Here is a 17,069-nt window from a genome sequence, read left to right as displayed (position 1 = left end):
AAATTAAATTGTACATCTTAATACGATATTTTTATAAGGGGCGATAATGCAGTCGAACCGACTATTGCGCTGGATGCCGGGACTTTCTGTTTTTCTGCACTATGAACGCAAAAACCTGCGCTTTGATATCCGCGCAGGGCTTTCTGTTGCTGCCGTGGCATTGCCGGTGGCTATCGCTTACACGGGACTGATGGGCATTAATGCGATTGTCGGTCTCTACGCCTGTATCCTGCCGATGGTGACTTATGCGCTGTTCGGCTCCTCCCGTCAGCTGATTGTCGGGCCGGATGCGGCAACCTGTGCGGTGATTGCGGCGGCGATTATTCCGCTGGCTAAAGGTGACCCGGATACGCTGTGGCAGCTGGCGATTATCATGACGCTGATGACGGGTGTCTGGTGTCTGATCGCCGGACATTTCAAACTCGCCGCATTCGCAGATTTTTTATCACAGCCGATTTTACAGGGGCTGCTCAACGGCGTGGCGGTGACGATTATTGTCGGCCAGATAGGTAATGTGCTCGGGCTGGATGAACTGCCGTCCCAGCTGATTGAGTGCCTGGTGGCGCTGCCGGAGCATCTGCATCTTATGCATATGCCGACGCTGATCCTCTCCGCTGCCAGCCTGGCGGCGCTGTTTTTATTACGGGCTGTCCGCCGCAGCTGGCCGGGGCCGCTGATTGTGATGACGATTGCCACACTGGTCAGTGCGCAGCTGGATTTTGCCTCAATGGGGATTGCTGTGGTCGGTAATCTCGGTAACGGGCTGCCGCATATCAAAATGCCGGCATTTGACCCGGGTCTGCTGCGTGAACTGGTGATCCCGTCACTGAACCTTGCGGTGATCAGCATTGTCAGCTTTATGATGACGGTGCGCAGTTTTGCCGAGAAAAACGGCTATGCCATCGATGTGGATCAGGAACTGCGGGCACAGGGGTATATCAACATTGCTTCCGGGTTATCCCAGGGGTTCGCGGTCAGTGCCGCGACCAGCCGTACAGCTGTCAACGATGCCACCGGTGGTAAAACACAGATGGTATCGCTGATCGCCGCCGGATTGATCGCACTGGTGCTGTTTTTCCTGACCGGTTTCCTCGGACACATTCCGCTGGCGACACTCGGGGTGGTGCTGATTTACTCCTCCTGGTCGATGTTCAGCATTCGTCAGATTTTCTCTTTCCGTAAACGGAATAAATCGGCTTTCACGCTGGCGCTGTTTACTCTGGTGGCGGTGCTGGTGGTGGGGCTGATCAACGGTATCGGGTTTGCGGTTCTGCTGGGACTGGTACAGTTCCTGCGCACGGTTTTCCGCCCGACAGACCAGTTACTGGGGGTGGATGAGCAGGGGATGATCCATTCCATCAACAACAGTAACGTGGATATTAGTCAGGTTGACGGATTATTGATGTACCGTTTTAACTCGCCGCTGACCTATTTCAACGTTGCGTACTTTAAAAAGCGGGTGTTACAGGTGGTGAATACCGCACCGAAACGTCCCGGATGGGTGGCGGTGGATGCGACCGTCAGCTTTATCAATAATGACATGAGTGTGTTCAGCACACTGAATGAGCTGGTGACTGAGCTGAAAATCAAAGGCGTTACCCTGATCCTGGCGGGACGGCGCACCGAACTGACACGCTGGGTGTCGGAAAATAAAATCAAACGCAATGATGATGATTTGATTATTGTGCCTGATCTCTATTTCGCTATCCGGCTGATTCAGAGCAAACAGCAAAGCCGTGTCAAAGCGATAGAAGAGGCGATGGAACAGGCGGCAGAAGGAGCGGAAAAACCGCTCACCACCTGATTTCAGCGATAAACCCGCCCTGCGGGCTGCGGCGGAACTGTATGGTCATATGATGCAGTTCCGCAATTCGTTTCACGATAGACAATCCCAGACCGCTGCCGGTTTTTTCCTGTCCCGGCGGCCGGTAAAAACGTTCTCCCAGCCGGGCCAGTATCGCATCACTGACGCCCGGACCATCATCCTCAATCACTAACTGCTGCGGTGTCAGCGTCAGCTGAACGGTGCCGCCGGTTTTTCCGTAGCGGATAGCATTATGCAGCAGATTGCGCAGCATGACGGTAAGCAGCAGCTGTTCGCCGCGGATCGTCAGTTCAGGCGCGGCGAGCTCAGATATCACGCTGACCTGATGTGCAGCCGCATCCGGAGCTGTTTGTGCAATGGCATCATTAATAATGGTTGACCAGCGCAGCTCTGTACATTCCTGCGGGTGAGACTGTGATTCCAGCCGTGAGAGGGTCAGTAACTGATCCACCAGGCGGGTGGCGCGGTCAATCCCGGTGATCAGATTCGCGGTCACGTGTTCACGGGTGGCGGGGTCATCCCCGGCAATCTGCATCACTTCAGTCTGTACTTTCAGTGCGGCCAGCGGGCTGCGCAGTTCATGAGCGGCATCAGAGGTAAAGCGGCTTTCCCGCTCGCGCAGATCGCGGATACGCAGAAATAATCCGTTCAGGGCGTCCAGCATCGGGCTGACTTCTTTCGGCAGCACCGGCGGGGCCAGCGGCGTCAGCTCAGCCGGGTTACGGCGCTGTAACTGCCGTGCCAGCAGGCGCAGCGGAGTCAGTGCGCGGGTCAGCAGCCACAGGAACAGAAGCAGCATCAGCGGCAGTGCCACCAGCCACGGGATCGCCTGAGCGGTGATAATGGTCAGCCCCATATCCTCGCGGTATTCCCACTCCTGGCCGACCACGATGATGTAGCGGCCATCGGCGGAAGGCAGCTGCACAAAGCGCCAGCGGTCGTTATCATCCGTCAGCGAGCCGTCCCGGAACCCGTTTTTCTTGTCTGAGAACGGAATTTTCCGGCCGTTTTCGCCGTCATCCAGCACCCGCTCGCCCGACGGACTGAAAATAGCAAAAGCGAATGCATCGTCATCCTGCTTTCCCCGGTTGGCGGAGAGCATTTTTTTGGTTTTCTGTATCGCAGACGGCGGGAACTCGAGCCCGGACGGCAAAACTGACAGACGTTTGGCAAAGGCCATTTGTTGTGTATCGAATAATTCATTGATGGATTTTGTGGTCTGCATCCAGGCGAACACACTGGCGACACCCCAGGTCAGCAGGGTGAGCAGCAGCAATAATCCGCCCAGCCGCAGGCGCAGACTATATGTCTTCATCATTTTTTCCCGCGACATAACCGACACCGTGAATAGTTTTGATAAATCCGCGCCCCAGTTTGCGGCGCAGATGGTGAATATGCACCTCAACGGCATTACTGGAGACATCTTCATCCCAGTTATACAATTTTTCTTCAATCATCGCGCGGGACAGCACTTTCTGCGGATTGCGCAGAAACAGTGCCAGCAGCGCCAGCTCTTTACCTTTCAGTGATACCGGTACGCCGTTGCGGGTGACGGTCATCGCCACCGGATCCATCTCCACGTCGCCGAGCACCAGTTTTTCAGAGAGCTGACCGTAGCGGCGGCGGATCAGTGCCTGTAACCGTGCCGCGACTTCTGCCAGGGCAAACGGTTTGCACAGATAATCATCTGCGCCCTGTTGCAAGCCGCTGACGCGCTGCTCAAGGGCATCACGGGCGGTCAGGATCAGTACCGGTTCGTCGCGCCCCTCTGACCGCCACTGTTTCAGGATATCCAGTCCGTCCATGCCGGGCAGGGAGAGATCGAGGATCACGGCATCATAAGGAGCGGCATAGAGCGCCTCCCGGCCGGTTTGCCCATCGGTAAACCAGTCAGGGGTAAAGCCGAGCCTGCTTAGGCCGATTTTCAGCCCGTCGCCAATCAACCGGTCATCTTCAATTAATAATATCCGCATAATTCTTATCCGTATAAATAGCGCTATACTAGTTTTAACTCAGATATCTCAGGATAACCACCTGTTTTTTCTGAAATTAAAAATATAATCAAAAATGATATCCCCTTAAGATCCTGTTAAGAACTTAATGGTTTAATAGTGTCCATGAAGCAAAGACGCTTCCTCATAAAGGAGATAAATGATGAAAAAATTACCTGCACTCGCATTACTTGCCACTTTACTGGCAGGATCAGCCGGTTCCGTTTTTGCAGCCAACGGCGGTTTTGAAGGTCCCGGTGCAACAGCCGTGACAACCACCACAGCGGCACAAAACGGCGGTTTCAGCGGCCCTGATGCCCGTAAAATGACCGTTGCGGATGCACTGAAATTATCTGATGATGCACCGGTTGTGCTGCGCGGTACGATTGTCCGCCAGCTGGATAACAAACATTATGAATTTAAAGACAGCACCGGGACTATCCGTGCTGAAATTTCCCCGAAACGCTGGGACGGACTGAAAGTCACGCCGCAGGATGAAATTGAGGTCGAAGGGGAAATCGACAAAGAGTGGAATAAAACCGAACTGGATGTAAAAGCGGTACGCAAAGTACAGTAATCACCACCGCAGATACACCGGATAATCAGGCCATCTTATTGGCCTGATTTTTTATCTGCACATTTCTTATTTTCTGTGACAGCAGGTGCAAAATATCTTTCTTCTGTGCCTCTGACTGAATATCCCGCAGCGGAATAATAATACCGTCATATTTACCGTGGTAAAGATAAAACCCGGTGGCGCTTTCGGCATAATCAATGACCGATTCCCAGGCAAAAAAAGAATGGTAAAGGGCAGAAACCTGGTTTATCCCGTCATTATTCAGTTCAAACGTTGCCTGGCGCAGGAGGTAATGTCCGGACTGAACAGAAAGCTGCTTCATAACCCGTCTGCTTTTGACAAAACGGCTGTAAATAAACACCAGTAGTGCTAAAAACCCGCAGCTCAGCCCGTAAAAAACAGAATAAATATCAAATTTGCCCGGCAGCGGCGAAAATGTACTGAAAATAAGTAATAACATTCCGCATAATATCAGCCAGATAAGAATATAAGGAATTCGTCTCCACCCGACCGGCTCCTGATAAAAATGCCGGAAACTGAACGTCTGATAGTCAGCCAGATCCTGAACAGTAAGCGTGACGGGCAGAGTGATCATAATCGTATTCCTTTATTTCCTGAACAGTCTGCACATCATATTGCGCACAAAAAAGACAATATCATTATCTGTGCGCATTATCAGGCCTTACTGATAGTCGCTGGCAGATTGCGATTGTGTAAATAACTGATAGAACCGGAACAGATAAATAATTACCAGTCCGCTGATGACATTATTAATAAACAGAATAACGGTCATCAAAATATGCTCATTTTCTATCGGAAGTTTACTAAGAAACACTACGGATGCCTGTTTCAGGGCAAACCATATTAAAATAGCAGGCAGAAGTGTTCTGATATTTTTCAGGGCAATATTTCCGCTGATTTTAATGGCGGTAAATACGCTGTTCTTTTCGGTGAACATAATGATCGGTGCCAGCGCCAGTAACATAGCCAGAATTAATCCCGGCAGATACATGGCAACAAGCCCGAGGGCAATCACCAGCGAGCAGATTAACAGCAGCACCAGCATGCGCGGAATGCGTCCTGCAGAGCCGGTGATGGCCTGCAACGCGGATACCGGCTGTCCCTGTGAGGCACTGAAGATCAGGAAAATCATGGACGTTACAAAGACGGCATTGCCCAGCAGGGAACTGAAGATAGTTCCGAGGCCGGTTTTCAGCATTTGCCACTGGTCATCGGATGTCAGTGCGGCGACCGCCCGCTGAAAGCCGCCGGAGCCTTCAGTGGCGTAAGTGGTTTCCAGGGCGCGGATAAGCGCCAGACCGTTGGAGTTATAAGTCAGGAGCACATTGAGCCCGACGGTCACAGCGGCGGTGAGCAGCGAAATGATCAGGACAGACAACAGCTGATTACGGAAAAAATTAAGACTGTCGCGGGCAAGAACCGGCACCGGCATGGACATGGAACAACTCCTGTAAGGCATGAAATAAAAACGTTGATGCAATTGTAAAACAGTATGGCGGGGATTGTAACCTGTTCGTCCGGCAGAAATACAGTGATCAGACGGAATATCCGGAAACAGGCAGCCAAAAAGTCACAAAACATTAACAATAATAAAGCAAAATATTCGACGGTATAGTAAGCATCTTATTTTGCAAATTGATATAAAACACACAAAAATGATTGCGCTAAAAATGACGAAGGTTGTTTTTGATGTAAATCAATAAATGAAAATGTTGCCGTGGAATAATAATTTAGATCTTTGTGAAAAATGCGTTTTTATTTAAATGTTGTGATCTGTCTTAGATCATAATTGGATTTAAGGTTGTATATTTCAAACTGTACTTATTGTGTTTTTTTTTCTTTTTTTTAGGATGGGATAGATAATGAAAAAGCTTTCTGCAGTGTGTTTAGCACTGGCAACTGTTTTACCGTCAGTTTCAATGGCACACCAGGCCGGTGATTTTATCGTTCGTGGTGGTACTGCGACTGTACGTCCGAACGTCAGCTCTGATAATGTTCTGGGTTTCGGTTCTTTTGAAGCGAACAATAATACTCAGTTAGGTTTAACTTTCAGTTATATGATCACCGATAATATCGGTGTGGAATTACTGGCAGCGACGCCGTTTGAGCATAAAATCTCTGTTCCGGCTGCGGGTGAAATTGCCTCTGCCAAACATTTACCGCCAACCTTAATGGCACAGTACTATTTCCGTACTCCGGAAGATAAACTGCGTCCGTATTTAGGTGTGGGTGTTAACTATACCTTCTTCTTTGATGAAGGATTTAACGATACCGGTAAAGGCGCAGGCTTAAGCGATCTGAGCATGAGCAGCTCATGGGGTGTGGCAGCACAGGCAGGTCTGGATTATGAATTAGACCAGAACTGGATGCTGAACGCCTCCCTCTGGTGGATGAACATCAAAACTGATGTTGATTTCAAAGCCGGTGGTGCCAGCCAGTCTTACAAAACTAACCTGGATCCATGGGTATTCATGTTTGGTGTCGGTTACAAATTCTGATAATCCTCGTTATCAGTACCATAAAAAACGGCGCAATTCTTATTGCGCCGTTTTTTTATCCGGTAATCTGATATTCAGAGTCACCGCAACTTCATTGAGTTAATAACAACCTTCACACCCGGAACTTTACGCGCGGTATTTACCGCCAGGTTCGCTTCTTTTTCTGAAGAGACAAATCCGCTCAGCTGAACTTTACCTTTAAATGTTTCCACGCTGATTTGAGTGGATTTAATGCCTTTCTCACCCAGTAACGCTGTTTTCACTTTAGTGGTAATGACGGAATCATCAAAATACCCCCCGGTACCTTCACTGGTGGCAGTCGGGGCACAGGCGGACAGGGTGAAAGCCATAAACATGACAACAAAAAATGAGGTGACCAGTTTCATATACTTCATTATGTTCTCCTTATTACCGGCACGGATCGCAGAATAATGTGTGCCTGACCTTTTCAGTATTGATGAAAACCGGATGTTTCTCAACAAAAAATAACCCGCTGTTAACAGCGGGCGGAATGAAAAATTATAATTGCGTTGCGTTTTTCATTTTCTGCGTAAATTCCCGCAGTTTCTGACACATCACCGGTATATTATCCAGATTTGCGGCGATGATTTTTACCACAGCAGAGCCGGAAATCGCCCCTGCAGCACCATTCCGCAGTGATTCCTGTACCTGTTCCGGTTCAGAAATCCCGAATCCCTGAACCGGCGGTGCGGCATTCAGCGCGGTCAGTTTTGCCGTCAGATCAGCCAGGGACTTTTCAGCCCGCTTTTCTGTTCCTGTCACCCCGGCGCGGGAGAGCAGGTAGGTATAGCCTTTTCCGGCGGCGGCCAGTGTTTCCAGTAATTTATCATCCGCATCCGGCGGGCAGATAAAGACCGGTGCGATATTATTGGCCAGCGCGGCATCCCGGAACGGCTGAGACTCATGCAGCGGCACATCGGCGATCAGCACCGAATCCACCCCGGCTTTTGCCGCTGTTTCATAAAACTGACTGATACCGTTATGGAAAACCAGGTTGGCATACATCAGCAATCCCACCGGCAGTTCCGGATATTTTGCACGGATTTGTGCAATCAGCTCAAAGCAGCGTGCCGGGGTCATACCGGCCGCAAAGGCACGAAGGTTGGCATCCTGAATCACCGGACCGTCTGCCAGCGGGTCAGAAAACGGAATACCGATTTCCAGGGCGTCGGCACCACCGTCCACCAGTGCATCAATAATTTGCAGGGAAACCTCAGCGGACGGATCACCCAGAGTGACAAACGGGATAAACGCACCCTGATTACGGGACTGCAAACGCTGAAAAAGTTGTTCATACCGGCTCATCAGAAATCACCTCTTGCTTTAAAAATGTCATAAACAGTGAAAATATCTTTGTCTCCGCGACCGGAAATATTGACGATAATAATTTGTTCTTTCTCCGGATTTTCACGGATCATTTTCAGTGCGCGTGCCAGGGCATGGGAGGATTCCAGTGCCGGGATAATCCCTTCCTGACGGCTCAGGGTTTTAAAGGCGTCAAGTGCCTCGTCATCGGTGGCGGAAACATAATCCGCCCGGCCGATAGCATTCAGATACGCGTGCTGCGGCCCGACAGACGGGAAATCCAGACCGGCGGAGATGGAGTAAGATTCCTCGATTTGGCCGTCTTCTGTCTGCATCATCGGTGATTTCATGCCGAAATAGATACCGATGCGGCCATGTTTGAGCGGCGCACCGTGTTCACCGGTTTCAATACCGTGTCCGGCCGGTTCGACGCCGATCAGGGCGACGGATTCATCGGGAATAAACCCGGCAAATGCGCCGATAGCGTTTGAACCGCCGCCGATACAGGCGATCACCGCATCCGGAAGACGACCTTCACGGGCGAGGATCTGGGCGCGGGCCTCATCACCGATCATACGCTGGAACTCGCGGACAATGGTCGGGTACGGATGCGGACCTGCCGCAGTGCCTAATAAATAGTGGGCGCGGTCATAATTGCCGCTCCAGTCGCGCAGCGCCTCATTACAGGCATCTTTCAGCGTGGCGGAGCCGCTGTGCACCGGAATGACTTCCGCGCCCATCAACCGCATGCGGAACACATTCGGAGACTGACGTTCCACGTCTTTTGCCCCCATATACACCCGGCATTTCAGGCCGAGCAGCGCACTGGCCAGTGCTGCCGCCACGCCGTGCTGACCGGCTCCGGTTTCGGCAATAATTTCCGTTTTTCCCATCCGTTTTGCCAGCAGTGCCTGGCCGAGCACCTGGTTGGTTTTATGCGCACCGCCGTGCAGTAAATCTTCGCGTTTCAGATACAGTTTGGTTTTGCTGCCCGCAGTCAGGTTTTTGCACAGGGTCAGGGCCGTCGGGCGTCCGGCATAGTTTTGCAGCAGATCGGTAAATTCACGCTGAAATTCCGGGTCTTCCTGAGCGGCAATAAAGGCATCTTCGAGCTGATCGAGTGCCGGGATTAAAATCTGCGGCACAAACTGCCCGCCGAATTCACCAAAATAGGGATTTAATTTACTCATTGTTTTCTGATCCTTTTTCTTTTCAGTTGTAGTCAGGCAACTTGCTGATGTAATTGATTAAATATCTGACGAAGTTTTTCTGCATCTTTAATACCGGGGGCGGATTCGGCGCCGGAGTTAAAATCCAGCCCGGCAGCACCGGAAGTGGCGGCGGCGACACAGTTTTCCGCATTCAGCCCGCCTGCGAGGGTAAAGGGTACCGGCAATGAAGGGGGCAGTGTCTGCCAGTCGAACGTCTGCCCGGTGCCGCCTTTGCCGTTATCCAGCACCAGCCGCACCACACCGTCAGGCACGGTGATATCCGTACCGTGCGACATATCCAGCGCTTTCCATATCTCACATTTTGCCGGGAGATGCAGGCGCAGCAGCGCGATATCGTGCTCGTTTTCATCACCATGTAACTGAACCGCATGCAGTTTCAGACGGCGGGCAATGGCAGCGATATCTGCCGGGTCGTGGTTACGGAACACGCCGACGTACGCCAGCGGTGCACCGCGCATCACCTCAGCTGCCTGTACTTCATCCACATAACGCGGCGATTTGCTGACAAAAATCAGGCCGCCGAAGGTGGCACCGGCGTCATAAGCGGCGCGGGCATCGTCTGCTCGGGTCAGCCCGCAGACTTTGTGCTCACCGTAAATCAGGCGGCGGATAGCCGTGTCCAGATCAGGCTGCGCCATAATGGCACTGCCGATCAGGAATCCGTCAGCATGGGGACGCAATTCGCGGATATGCTGATGGGTGGTAATGCCGGATTCACTGATAATAATGCGGTCAGCCGGAATATGCGGCGCGAAATCCGCTGTCCGGCGGCGGTCAATGGAGAGGTCGCGCAGATCGCGGTTATTGATACCGATAACCTGTGCATCAAGGGCAATGGCGCGGTGCAGTTCCTCTTCCGTACTGACTTCCGTCAGCACACCCATGTTGAGGGAATGAGCCAGGGTCGCCAGTGAGTGATAATCCGCATCATTCAGGACAGAAAGCATCAGCAGAATCGCGTCTGCGCCATAGTGGCGGGCGAGATACACCTGATAAGCATCAATAATGAAATCTTTGCACAACACCGGCTGCGTGATCAGTGCGCGCACCTGCCGCAGATAGTCGTGTTGTCCCTGAAAATATTTCTCGTCGGTCAGTACCGAAACTGCTGTGGCATACGGCGCATAGGCCGCTGCGATTTCACTGAGATTAAAATCCTGACGGATAAGCCCTTTCGACGGAGAGGCTTTTTTGCACTCCAGAATAAATGCGGTTTCCGCGCTGCGCAGTGCCTGATAAAAATCGCGGTCACTCAGCGGCAGATTATCCGCAAAACTCAGCAGCGGTTCCTGTTTCTTCCGTGCAACCAGGGAGATACGTTTATCATTCACAATCTGTTCTAATACGGTGCCTTTCATGGTTTATCCTCTCGCGGCCAGGGCGGTGACGCGCTCAAAGGCGTTACCACTGCGGATCATTGTCAGCGCGTGCTGAGCATTGTCCTGTAAGTCTTCGTTATCATTGAGTTTCATCAGCAGGGCGACATTGGCTGCCACGGCGTGACTCTGTGCCGCGGTACCTTCTCCCTGTAATAACCGGGTCAGCAACTGACGGTTTTCTTCCGGGGTACCGCCGCGCAGTTCCTGCATGTCATAACCCGGCAGGCCGAAATCGTCTGTGGTCAGGCGGTATTCGCGGATCTCTCCGTTATGCAGCTCAGCAACCTGTGTCGGTGCGTGCAGGGAAACCTCATCCATTCCGCCGCTGTGTACTACGGCGGCACGCTGGTAGCCGAGGACTTTCAGGGTTTCCGCGACAGGGCGGATCAGCGCCGGGCTGTACACGCCGATCAGGGCAACCGGCGGACGGGCCGGGTTGATCAGCGGCCCGAGGACATTAAATAAGGTACGGGTTTTCAGTTGCTGACGCACCGGTGCGGCAAAACGGAAGCCGTCGTGATAGTGCGGGGCGAACAGAAAACAGACGCCGACATCATCCAGTGCGCTGCGGGACACATCCGCCGGGGTGTCCAGCGCGATCCCGAAGGCGTTCAGTAAATCGGAAGAGCCGGTTTTGCTCGAAACACTGCGGCTGCCGTGTTTGGCGACTTTGATCCCGCAGGCAGCAGCCACAAAGGCGCTGGCCGTGGAGATATTGATGCTGTCGGAAGCATCGCCGCCGGTGCCGACAATATCACTGAAACGATAGTCCGGACGCGGGAAGGCGCGTGCGTTATTCAGACAGGCCTGGGCGGCGCCGGCAATTTCATCCGGCTGCTCGCCGCGCATTTTCATGCTGATCAGCGCTGCCGCCAGCTGGGTTTCACTTAGTTCTCCCCGGATAATTGCGGAAAATAATTCCCGGCTTTCCGCCAGGGTCAGTGTTTCACCCCGGTAAAGTTTTTCAAATAATGTTTGCATCTCTCTGTTCCTTAATCTGTTTTTTTATCTGTTATTCAGGTTGAGTTATGCCTGTGCCCACGCCAGGGTATTAGCCAGCAGGGCTGCGCCGTCCGGTGTCAGGACGGATTCGGGGTGAAACTGTAAGCCGCAGACTTTGTCCTGTTCATGGCGGACGGCCATCACAATATTGTCGCTGGTGGCACACACGGTCAGCGCTTCCGGGATGATTTCCGCTGCCAGTGAGTGATAGCGTGCCACTTTCATCGGGTTCGGCAGACCGGAAAACATGGACTGCTCATCGTGATGCAACTGGCTGGCTTTACCGTGGAGCACAGCACCGGCGTGGCTGACTTTGCCGCCGTAGGCTTCAACAATCGCCTGATGGCCGAGGCAAATACCAATCACCGGGTAACGTCCTCTGACACGGCTCAGCACTTCCGGCTGACACCCGGCATCCGCCGGTTTTCCCGGCCCCGGAGAGAGCACCAGCACCGGGTTTTTCATGGTTTCCAGCGCGGACAGGATGACCTCTGCCGGAACCCGGTTGCGGTAAATCACCACCTGATGCCCCTGAGCACGGAACTGATCGGCCAGGTTATAGGTAAAGGAATCGACATTATCGAGCAGTAAAATATCAGCCATCAGAATGTCTCCTCTGCATGATGGGCGCGGGTGATAGCGCGGATCACCGCGCGGGCTTTGTTGCGGTTTTCGTCGGCTTCCGCCTGCGGGTCGGAATCCAGCACCACGCCGCCGCCGGCCTGCACTGTGGCGATACCGTTTTCGACATAGGCAGAACGGATCACAATGCAGGTATCAAAGGTGGTATCGCCGCGGAAATAGCCGACCGCACCGCCGTAGCTGCCGCGACGGACTTTCTCGGCCTGTGCAATCAGTTCCATCGCACGGACTTTCGGTGCGCCGGTCAGGGTGCCCATATTCATGCACGCCTGATAAGCATGGAAAATATCGAGGTCGTCGCGTAATTCACCGGTGACGCGGGACACCAGGTGCATCACAAACGCATAACGATCCACTTTGGTCAGCTCCGCCACACTGCGGCTGCCGGGACGGCAGATACGGGCGAGGTCATTACGGGCCAGATCAACCAGCATAAAGTGCTCAGCCAGCTCTTTCTGATCCGTACGCAGGTCAAGCTCCAGGCGGCTGTCTTTATCTGCATCCACCGAACCGTCTGCTGACAAACCGCGCGGACGGGTGCCGGCAATCGGGTAGATTTCAATCTGACGGGTTGCCGGGTCATATTTCAGGGCACTTTCCGGTGATGCGCCGAACAGGGTGAAATCCGCATCCTGCATAAAGAACAGGTAAGGGCTCGGGTTGCGGGTTTTCAGTTCGCGGTAGGCGGCCATCGGGGACGGGCACGGTAACTGAAAGCGGCGTGACGGCACGACCTGGAAGATATCACCCTGAATAATGGATTGTTTTAACTGATTAACGATAGTGCAGAAATCAGTATCTGAATGTGACGTTGTCACGCTGATATCTGCGGGCGTAACAGCCGCAGAACCGGTTACCGGCTGTGCCAGAGCCGTTAATACCTGCTGATGCTGTGCTGTCAGGCGGGTTTGTTCTGCGGTATCTGCTGTGAATGTCAGGGTGAACAGTTCACTGGTCTGCTGCTGGTGGTCGATAGTGAGCAGTGTTTCCGCCAGATAAAAACAGTAATCCGGGCAGTTGTTAGTGCGTTCAACCGGCGGCAGTGACTCAAAGGCCGCGACCAGGTCGTAGCTGAACAGTCCGCCGCAGAACAGCGCGTGACGGTCATCTGCCTGTGACGGCAGATTCATCAGGGTACGGAGTACATCAAAGACCGATGCGGCACGCAGACGGGTATCTTCATCCGCATAGGCGGCCGGTGCAGTGAAATGCAGTGTCAGTGTGTTACCGCTGATAGTCCCGGCGGACAGACTTGCCTGCAATACCGGCAGTAATGCCGCGCCGTTGGCAGTCAGTGCTTCTGCGGTGACGGTGTGTCCGGTGCAGCGGATGCGCAGTGCGCTGTGCAGCACCAGCATGCTTTTTAAATTTGCTCTGGATGCGATTTCGGCGGATTCTAATAACAGCGTTGCAGGACGCTGTGCGCAAAGCGCGGTGAATACCGCCGCCGGGTCGGGCTGATAAGCCGGATAAGCTGTCCGGATGTGTTGTGTGAAAATCGTGCTGTCCATGATAATTACCTTGCTATGTGAATTTTTTGCCATAAAAAAACCCGCCACGGGGGCGGGTTCTGTGCTCTGGTACAGCCGGTTAACTGACATGCACGCACAACCATTCCGCCCGACGGGAAAGATTGCGCCACCAACGATTGTTCAGTTTGTGCATGTTCATGGGATGTCCTCAGTATAAACAGTGATTACAGATAACTCGTTCTGCGTACTAGTTAACTAGATCGTGATTGGTGTGTCAAGGCTTTTTGTGGAATACTGTGCGTCCCGTAAATGCGGGTGAGATTTTATGAGGTCACTTCTGGCAATGTATTGTCAGAACATAAGGGAGACGCGATGGAGCCGGAAAATACAGGTATTGACCTGTCGTGCTATGATTTACACAGCCATACCACTGCGTCAGACGGCATGCTGACACCGGAGCAGTTACTGGACAGAGCCGTTGAGATGAAGGTGACCGTGCTGGCAATTACCGATCACGACACCACGGATGCTCTTCCGGCAGCACATCATTATCAGCAGGCAAATAATTTACCGCTGACGGTGATTAATGGTGTTGAAATATCAACGCTTTGGGAACATCATGAGATTCATATTGTCGGGCTGAATATTGATATTACCCATCCGGCAATGACAGAATTACTGGCGCACCAGTCAGAACGGCGCCGGGCACGCGGGATGCTTATCAGTGAACGGCTGGCAAAGGCCGGAATTGAAGGCACCTGGGAAGAGGCGAATGCGCTGGCGCAGGGCGGTGAAGTCACGCGCGGACACTTCGCCCGGGTGTTGATCGCCCGTGGTGTGGAACCGACAATTCCGAAAGTGTTCAAACGCTATCTCGCCCGTAACAAAACCGGCTATGTACCGCCGCAGTGGTGTGATATCCCTGACGCGGTACAGGCCATTCATGCCGCCGGCGGACAGGCCGTACTGGCACATCCCGGCCGCTATGGCTTATCCGCCAAGTGGCTTAAGCGCCTGTGTGATTTCTTTAAACAGGCCGGTGGGGATGGCATGGAAGTGGCGCAGTGTCAGCAGGCTCCGGATGAGCGCCGGACTCTGGCGCAATACGCAATAACATACGGATTAAAAGCCTCCCAGGGATCCGATTTTCATCAGCCGTGTTCGTGGATAGAACTGGGCCGTAAATTGTGGTTACCGGGTGATGTAATACCAATCTGGCAGGATTGGTCACTGAAGGATTAACAGAGGAAACAACATGGGCCAGATGTTTTATATCCATCCGGATAACCCGCAGGCACGCCTGATCAATCAGAGCGTGGAGATTTTTAACAAAGGCGGTGTGGTGATTTACCCGACCGACTCCGGCTATGCCATTGGCTGCCGCCTGGAAGATAAAGATGCGTTACAGCGGATCTGCCGTCTGCGTCAGATAGACAGTAATCATAACTTTACCCTGATGTGCCGCGATTTATCGGATATCTCCACCTATGCACATGTGGATAATACGGTATTCCGTTTAATCAAAAATAATACACCGGGTAATTACACCTTTATTCTGCGGGCGACCAAAGAAGTGCCGCGCCGTCTGATGAGTGAAAAACGTAAAACCATTGGTCTGCGTATTCCGGCAAACCCGATTGCCATGGATTTACTTGCCGCAATGGGTGAACCGCTGATGTCCGCCAGTCTGATTTTACCGGGCAATGATTTTGCGGAATCTGACCCGGAAGAAATTAACGATACCCTGGGCAAGCAGGTGGATCTGGTGATCCACGGCGGTTATATCGGCCAGCAGCCGACCACGGTTATCGATCTGACTGACGACGTGCCGGTTGTGGTGCGTGAAGGAACCGGAGATGTAACGCCGTTCCTGTGACTGCCGTGTGCGTCACATGTGTAAAATGCGTTAGCGCCGTGCATTAACCTGTGTATAATGCTGCGGTTGATTTTTATGACGCCTGTGAAGGCGACAGCAGAGGGTGCTCAATGAGCCAGAAAACAGAAAAGTTACAAAAGGTGTTGGCGCATGCAGGGCATGGCTCACGCCGCGAAATTGAAAGTTACATCGAAGCGGGACGTATCTCTATTGACGGCAAAACTGCCACACTGGGTGACCGTATCGATGTTAATACGAATGCTAAAATCCGCCTCGACGGCCGGATTTTAGGTATCAAAGATGCACAGAAAAACCCGTGTCGTGTACTGGCATATTATAAGCCGGAAGGGGAATTATGTACCCGTCATGACCCGGATGGCCGTCCGACAGTCTTTGATCGTCTGCCGCGTATTCAGGGAGCCCGCTGGATTGCTGTCGGCCGCCTGGATGTGAATACCAGCGGATTACTGCTGTTCACCACCGACGGGGAACTGGCGAACCGCCTGATGCACCCGAGCCGTGAAGTGGAACGTGAATATGCGGTCCGTGTCTTCGGTGAAGTGGATGATGCCAAACGCAATCAGCTGCTCAAAGGTGTTCAGCTGGAAGATGGTCCGGCCTCATTCCGTTCGCTGAAATTCAAAGGCGGGGAAGGTATCAACCAGTGGTTTAATGTTTCCCTGACCGAAGGCCGTAACCGCGAAGTCCGCCGGATGTGGGAAGCGGTCGGTGTGCAGGTCAGCCGCCTGATCCGTGTCCGTTACGGCGATATCGATCTGCCGAAAGCGCTGCCGCGTGGCGGATGGGTGGAACTGAACCTGGAAAAAACCAACTACCTGCGCGAACTGGTGGGACTGCCGGCGGAAACCACCACCAAGGTTTCTGTGGAAAGTGATAAACGCCGGATCAAAGCCAATCAGATCCGCCGTGCGGTAAAACGTCACTCACAAGTCGGCACCACCGCATCAAAACGTAATTCCGGGCGTCCGTCATCAACCCGTCAGGGTACCGGAAATACACAGAAACGCCGTACCGGTAAATAATAATCCGGTTACGTAAAACCGGTATTTTCTGTTATTTCAGCCTGTATTTGTTCTTATAAACGTCCTGTGCCATCGCACGGGGCGTTTTTTTGTACAGGAGTCATGCAAATACCCGCAGTGTGGGTTAAAATAATCAAAACAGTATTTCCCGCCGGTGAATGACCGGGAAACAGAGATATATCTGC

General features: G+C 52.6%; 15 protein-coding genes and 1 pseudogene. 6 read left to right on the top strand and 10 right to left on the bottom strand.

Annotation, left to right across the window (positions count from 1 at the left end):
- Positions 1 to 46: 46 nt before the first annotated feature.
- Positions 47 to 1,804: a SulP family inorganic anion transporter gene (locus X965_RS04905; protein WP_015422735.1), complete on the top strand. Its 1,758-nt coding sequence runs from the start codon at positions 47 to 49 to the stop codon at positions 1,802 to 1,804.
- Here the strand turns inward: X965_RS04905 and qseC are convergent.
- Both qseC and qseB read right to left on the bottom strand, forming a co-directional pair.
- A complete protein-coding gene (gene qseC, locus X965_RS04900; RefSeq protein WP_004238162.1) occupies positions 1,794 to 3,140 on the bottom strand; it encodes a quorum sensing histidine kinase QseC in 1,347 nt (448 codons plus the stop codon). The genes X965_RS04905 and qseC overlap by 11 nt on opposite strands.
- Positions 3,127 to 3,798, bottom strand: coding sequence for a quorum sensing response regulator transcription factor QseB (gene qseB / locus X965_RS04895; protein WP_004238161.1), 672 nt, complete (start codon positions 3,796 to 3,798; stop codon positions 3,127 to 3,129). Before qseB ends, qseC begins: the two co-directional genes overlap by 14 nt.
- A gap of 181 nt (positions 3,799 to 3,979) precedes the next feature.
- Here qseB and X965_RS04890 point away from each other — a divergent pair, with 181 nt between their 5' ends.
- On the top strand, positions 3,980 to 4,393 hold the full coding sequence (locus X965_RS04890; protein WP_015422734.1) for a YgiW/YdeI family stress tolerance OB fold protein: 414 nt from the start codon (positions 3,980 to 3,982) through the stop codon (positions 4,391 to 4,393).
- A 25-nt stretch (positions 4,394 to 4,418) separates the two neighbouring features.
- Here X965_RS04890 and X965_RS04885 read toward each other — a convergent pair whose 3' ends face one another.
- A complete protein-coding gene (locus X965_RS04885; protein ID WP_004238159.1) occupies positions 4,419 to 4,988 on the bottom strand; it encodes a YcxB family protein in 570 nt (189 codons plus the stop codon).
- A gap of 87 nt (positions 4,989 to 5,075) precedes the next feature.
- The gene (locus X965_RS04880) at positions 5,076 to 5,852 is read right to left on the bottom strand and encodes a YciC family protein (protein ID WP_004238158.1); all 777 of its coding nucleotides are present in this window, start codon (positions 5,850 to 5,852) and stop codon (positions 5,076 to 5,078) included.
- A gap of 424 nt (positions 5,853 to 6,276) precedes the next feature.
- Here X965_RS04880 and ompW point away from each other — a divergent pair, with 424 nt between their 5' ends.
- A complete protein-coding gene (ompW, locus tag X965_RS04875) occupies positions 6,277 to 6,912 on the top strand; it encodes an outer membrane protein OmpW (protein WP_004238157.1) in 636 nt (211 codons plus the stop codon).
- 80 nt (positions 6,913 to 6,992) lie between these two features.
- On the opposite strand, the gene X965_RS04870 is transcribed toward ompW, so the two are convergent.
- The 6 genes and pseudogenes from X965_RS04870 to X965_RS04840 all read right to left on the bottom strand — a co-directional run bounded on the left by X965_RS04870 (position 6,993) and on the right by X965_RS04840 (position 14,004).
- Positions 6,993 to 7,307: a BON domain-containing protein gene (locus X965_RS04870; RefSeq protein ID WP_004239204.1), complete on the bottom strand. Its 315-nt coding sequence runs from the start codon at positions 7,305 to 7,307 to the stop codon at positions 6,993 to 6,995.
- Positions 7,308 to 7,431: 124 nt separating this feature from the next.
- Positions 7,432 to 8,238 (bottom strand): tryptophan synthase subunit alpha, encoded by an 807-nt coding sequence (gene trpA / locus X965_RS04865; protein WP_004238155.1) that lies wholly within the window; start codon positions 8,236 to 8,238, stop codon positions 7,432 to 7,434.
- Complete coding sequence (trpB, locus tag X965_RS04860) at positions 8,238 to 9,428, bottom strand: tryptophan synthase subunit beta (RefSeq protein WP_036417278.1); 1,191 nt, start codon at positions 9,426 to 9,428, stop codon at positions 8,238 to 8,240. Before trpB ends, trpA begins: the two co-directional genes overlap by 1 nt.
- A 32-nt stretch (positions 9,429 to 9,460) precedes the next feature.
- Positions 9,461 to 10,828 (bottom strand): bifunctional indole-3-glycerol-phosphate synthase TrpC/phosphoribosylanthranilate isomerase TrpF, encoded by a 1,368-nt coding sequence (trpCF, locus tag X965_RS04855; RefSeq protein ID WP_036417276.1) that lies wholly within the window; start codon positions 10,826 to 10,828, stop codon positions 9,461 to 9,463.
- A gap of 3 nt (positions 10,829 to 10,831) precedes the next feature.
- A pseudogene (gene trpD, locus X965_RS19725) lies at positions 10,832 to 12,454 on the bottom strand (bifunctional anthranilate synthase glutamate amidotransferase component TrpG/anthranilate phosphoribosyltransferase TrpD).
- A complete protein-coding gene (locus X965_RS04840) occupies positions 12,454 to 14,004 on the bottom strand; it encodes an anthranilate synthase component 1 (protein ID WP_036417271.1) in 1,551 nt (516 codons plus the stop codon). Before X965_RS04840 ends, trpD begins: the two are co-directional and overlap by 1 nt.
- A gap of 333 nt (positions 14,005 to 14,337) precedes the next feature.
- Here X965_RS04840 and X965_RS04835 point away from each other — a divergent pair, with 333 nt between their 5' ends.
- The 3 genes from X965_RS04835 to rluB all read left to right on the top strand — a co-directional run bounded on the left by X965_RS04835 (position 14,338) and on the right by rluB (position 16,884).
- Positions 14,338 to 15,207 (top strand): PHP domain-containing protein, encoded by an 870-nt coding sequence (locus X965_RS04835; RefSeq protein WP_036417269.1) that lies wholly within the window; start codon positions 14,338 to 14,340, stop codon positions 15,205 to 15,207.
- A gap of 13 nt (positions 15,208 to 15,220) precedes the next feature.
- Positions 15,221 to 15,841: an L-threonylcarbamoyladenylate synthase gene (locus X965_RS04830; protein WP_004238147.1), complete on the top strand. Its 621-nt coding sequence runs from the start codon at positions 15,221 to 15,223 to the stop codon at positions 15,839 to 15,841.
- A gap of 110 nt (positions 15,842 to 15,951) precedes the next feature.
- Positions 15,952 to 16,884: a 23S rRNA pseudouridine(2605) synthase RluB gene (gene rluB, locus X965_RS04825; RefSeq protein ID WP_004238146.1), complete on the top strand. Its 933-nt coding sequence runs from the start codon at positions 15,952 to 15,954 to the stop codon at positions 16,882 to 16,884.
- The last annotated feature ends 185 nt before the right edge of the window (positions 16,885 to 17,069 follow it).

Origin of the sequence: Morganella sp. EGD-HP17, from assembly GCF_000512315.2 — a bacterium.
GTDB lineage: Bacteria > Pseudomonadota > Gammaproteobacteria > Enterobacterales > Enterobacteriaceae > Morganella > Morganella morganii.
The sequence above is the reverse complement of the archived record's forward strand: the minus strand, read 5'-3'. Positions and strand labels throughout refer to the sequence as shown.

Coding starts and splice junctions, on each gene's coding strand:
- X965_RS04905 (WP_015422735.1), top strand. CDS start 47: ATGCAGTCGAACCGACTATTGCGCTGGATGCCGGGACTTTCTGTTTTT.
- X965_RS04835 (WP_036417269.1), top strand. CDS start 14,338: ATGGAGCCGGAAAATACAGGTATTGACCTGTCGTGCTATGATTTACAC.
- X965_RS04880 (WP_004238158.1), bottom strand. CDS start 5,852: ATGTCCATGCCGGTGCCGGTTCTTGCCCGCGACAGTCTTAATTTTTTC.
- ompW (WP_004238157.1), top strand. CDS start 6,277: ATGAAAAAGCTTTCTGCAGTGTGTTTAGCACTGGCAACTGTTTTACCG.
- trpA (WP_004238155.1), bottom strand. CDS start 8,238: ATGAGCCGGTATGAACAACTTTTTCAGCGTTTGCAGTCCCGTAATCAG.
- trpB (WP_036417278.1), bottom strand. CDS start 9,428: ATGAGTAAATTAAATCCCTATTTTGGTGAATTCGGCGGGCAGTTTGTG.
- qseB (WP_004238161.1), bottom strand. CDS start 3,798: ATGCGGATATTATTAATTGAAGATGACCGGTTGATTGGCGACGGGCTG.
- X965_RS04830 (WP_004238147.1), top strand. CDS start 15,221: ATGGGCCAGATGTTTTATATCCATCCGGATAACCCGCAGGCACGCCTG.
- trpCF (WP_036417276.1), bottom strand. CDS start 10,828: ATGAAAGGCACCGTATTAGAACAGATTGTGAATGATAAACGTATCTCC.
- X965_RS04885 (WP_004238159.1), bottom strand. CDS start 4,988: ATGATCACTCTGCCCGTCACGCTTACTGTTCAGGATCTGGCTGACTAT.
- rluB (WP_004238146.1), top strand. CDS start 15,952: ATGAGCCAGAAAACAGAAAAGTTACAAAAGGTGTTGGCGCATGCAGGG.
- X965_RS04890 (WP_015422734.1), top strand. CDS start 3,980: ATGAAAAAATTACCTGCACTCGCATTACTTGCCACTTTACTGGCAGGA.
- X965_RS04870 (WP_004239204.1), bottom strand. CDS start 7,307: ATGAAGTATATGAAACTGGTCACCTCATTTTTTGTTGTCATGTTTATG.
- qseC (WP_004238162.1), bottom strand. CDS start 3,140: ATGAAGACATATAGTCTGCGCCTGCGGCTGGGCGGATTATTGCTGCTG.
- X965_RS04840 (WP_036417271.1), bottom strand. CDS start 14,004: ATGGACAGCACGATTTTCACACAACACATCCGGACAGCTTATCCGGCT.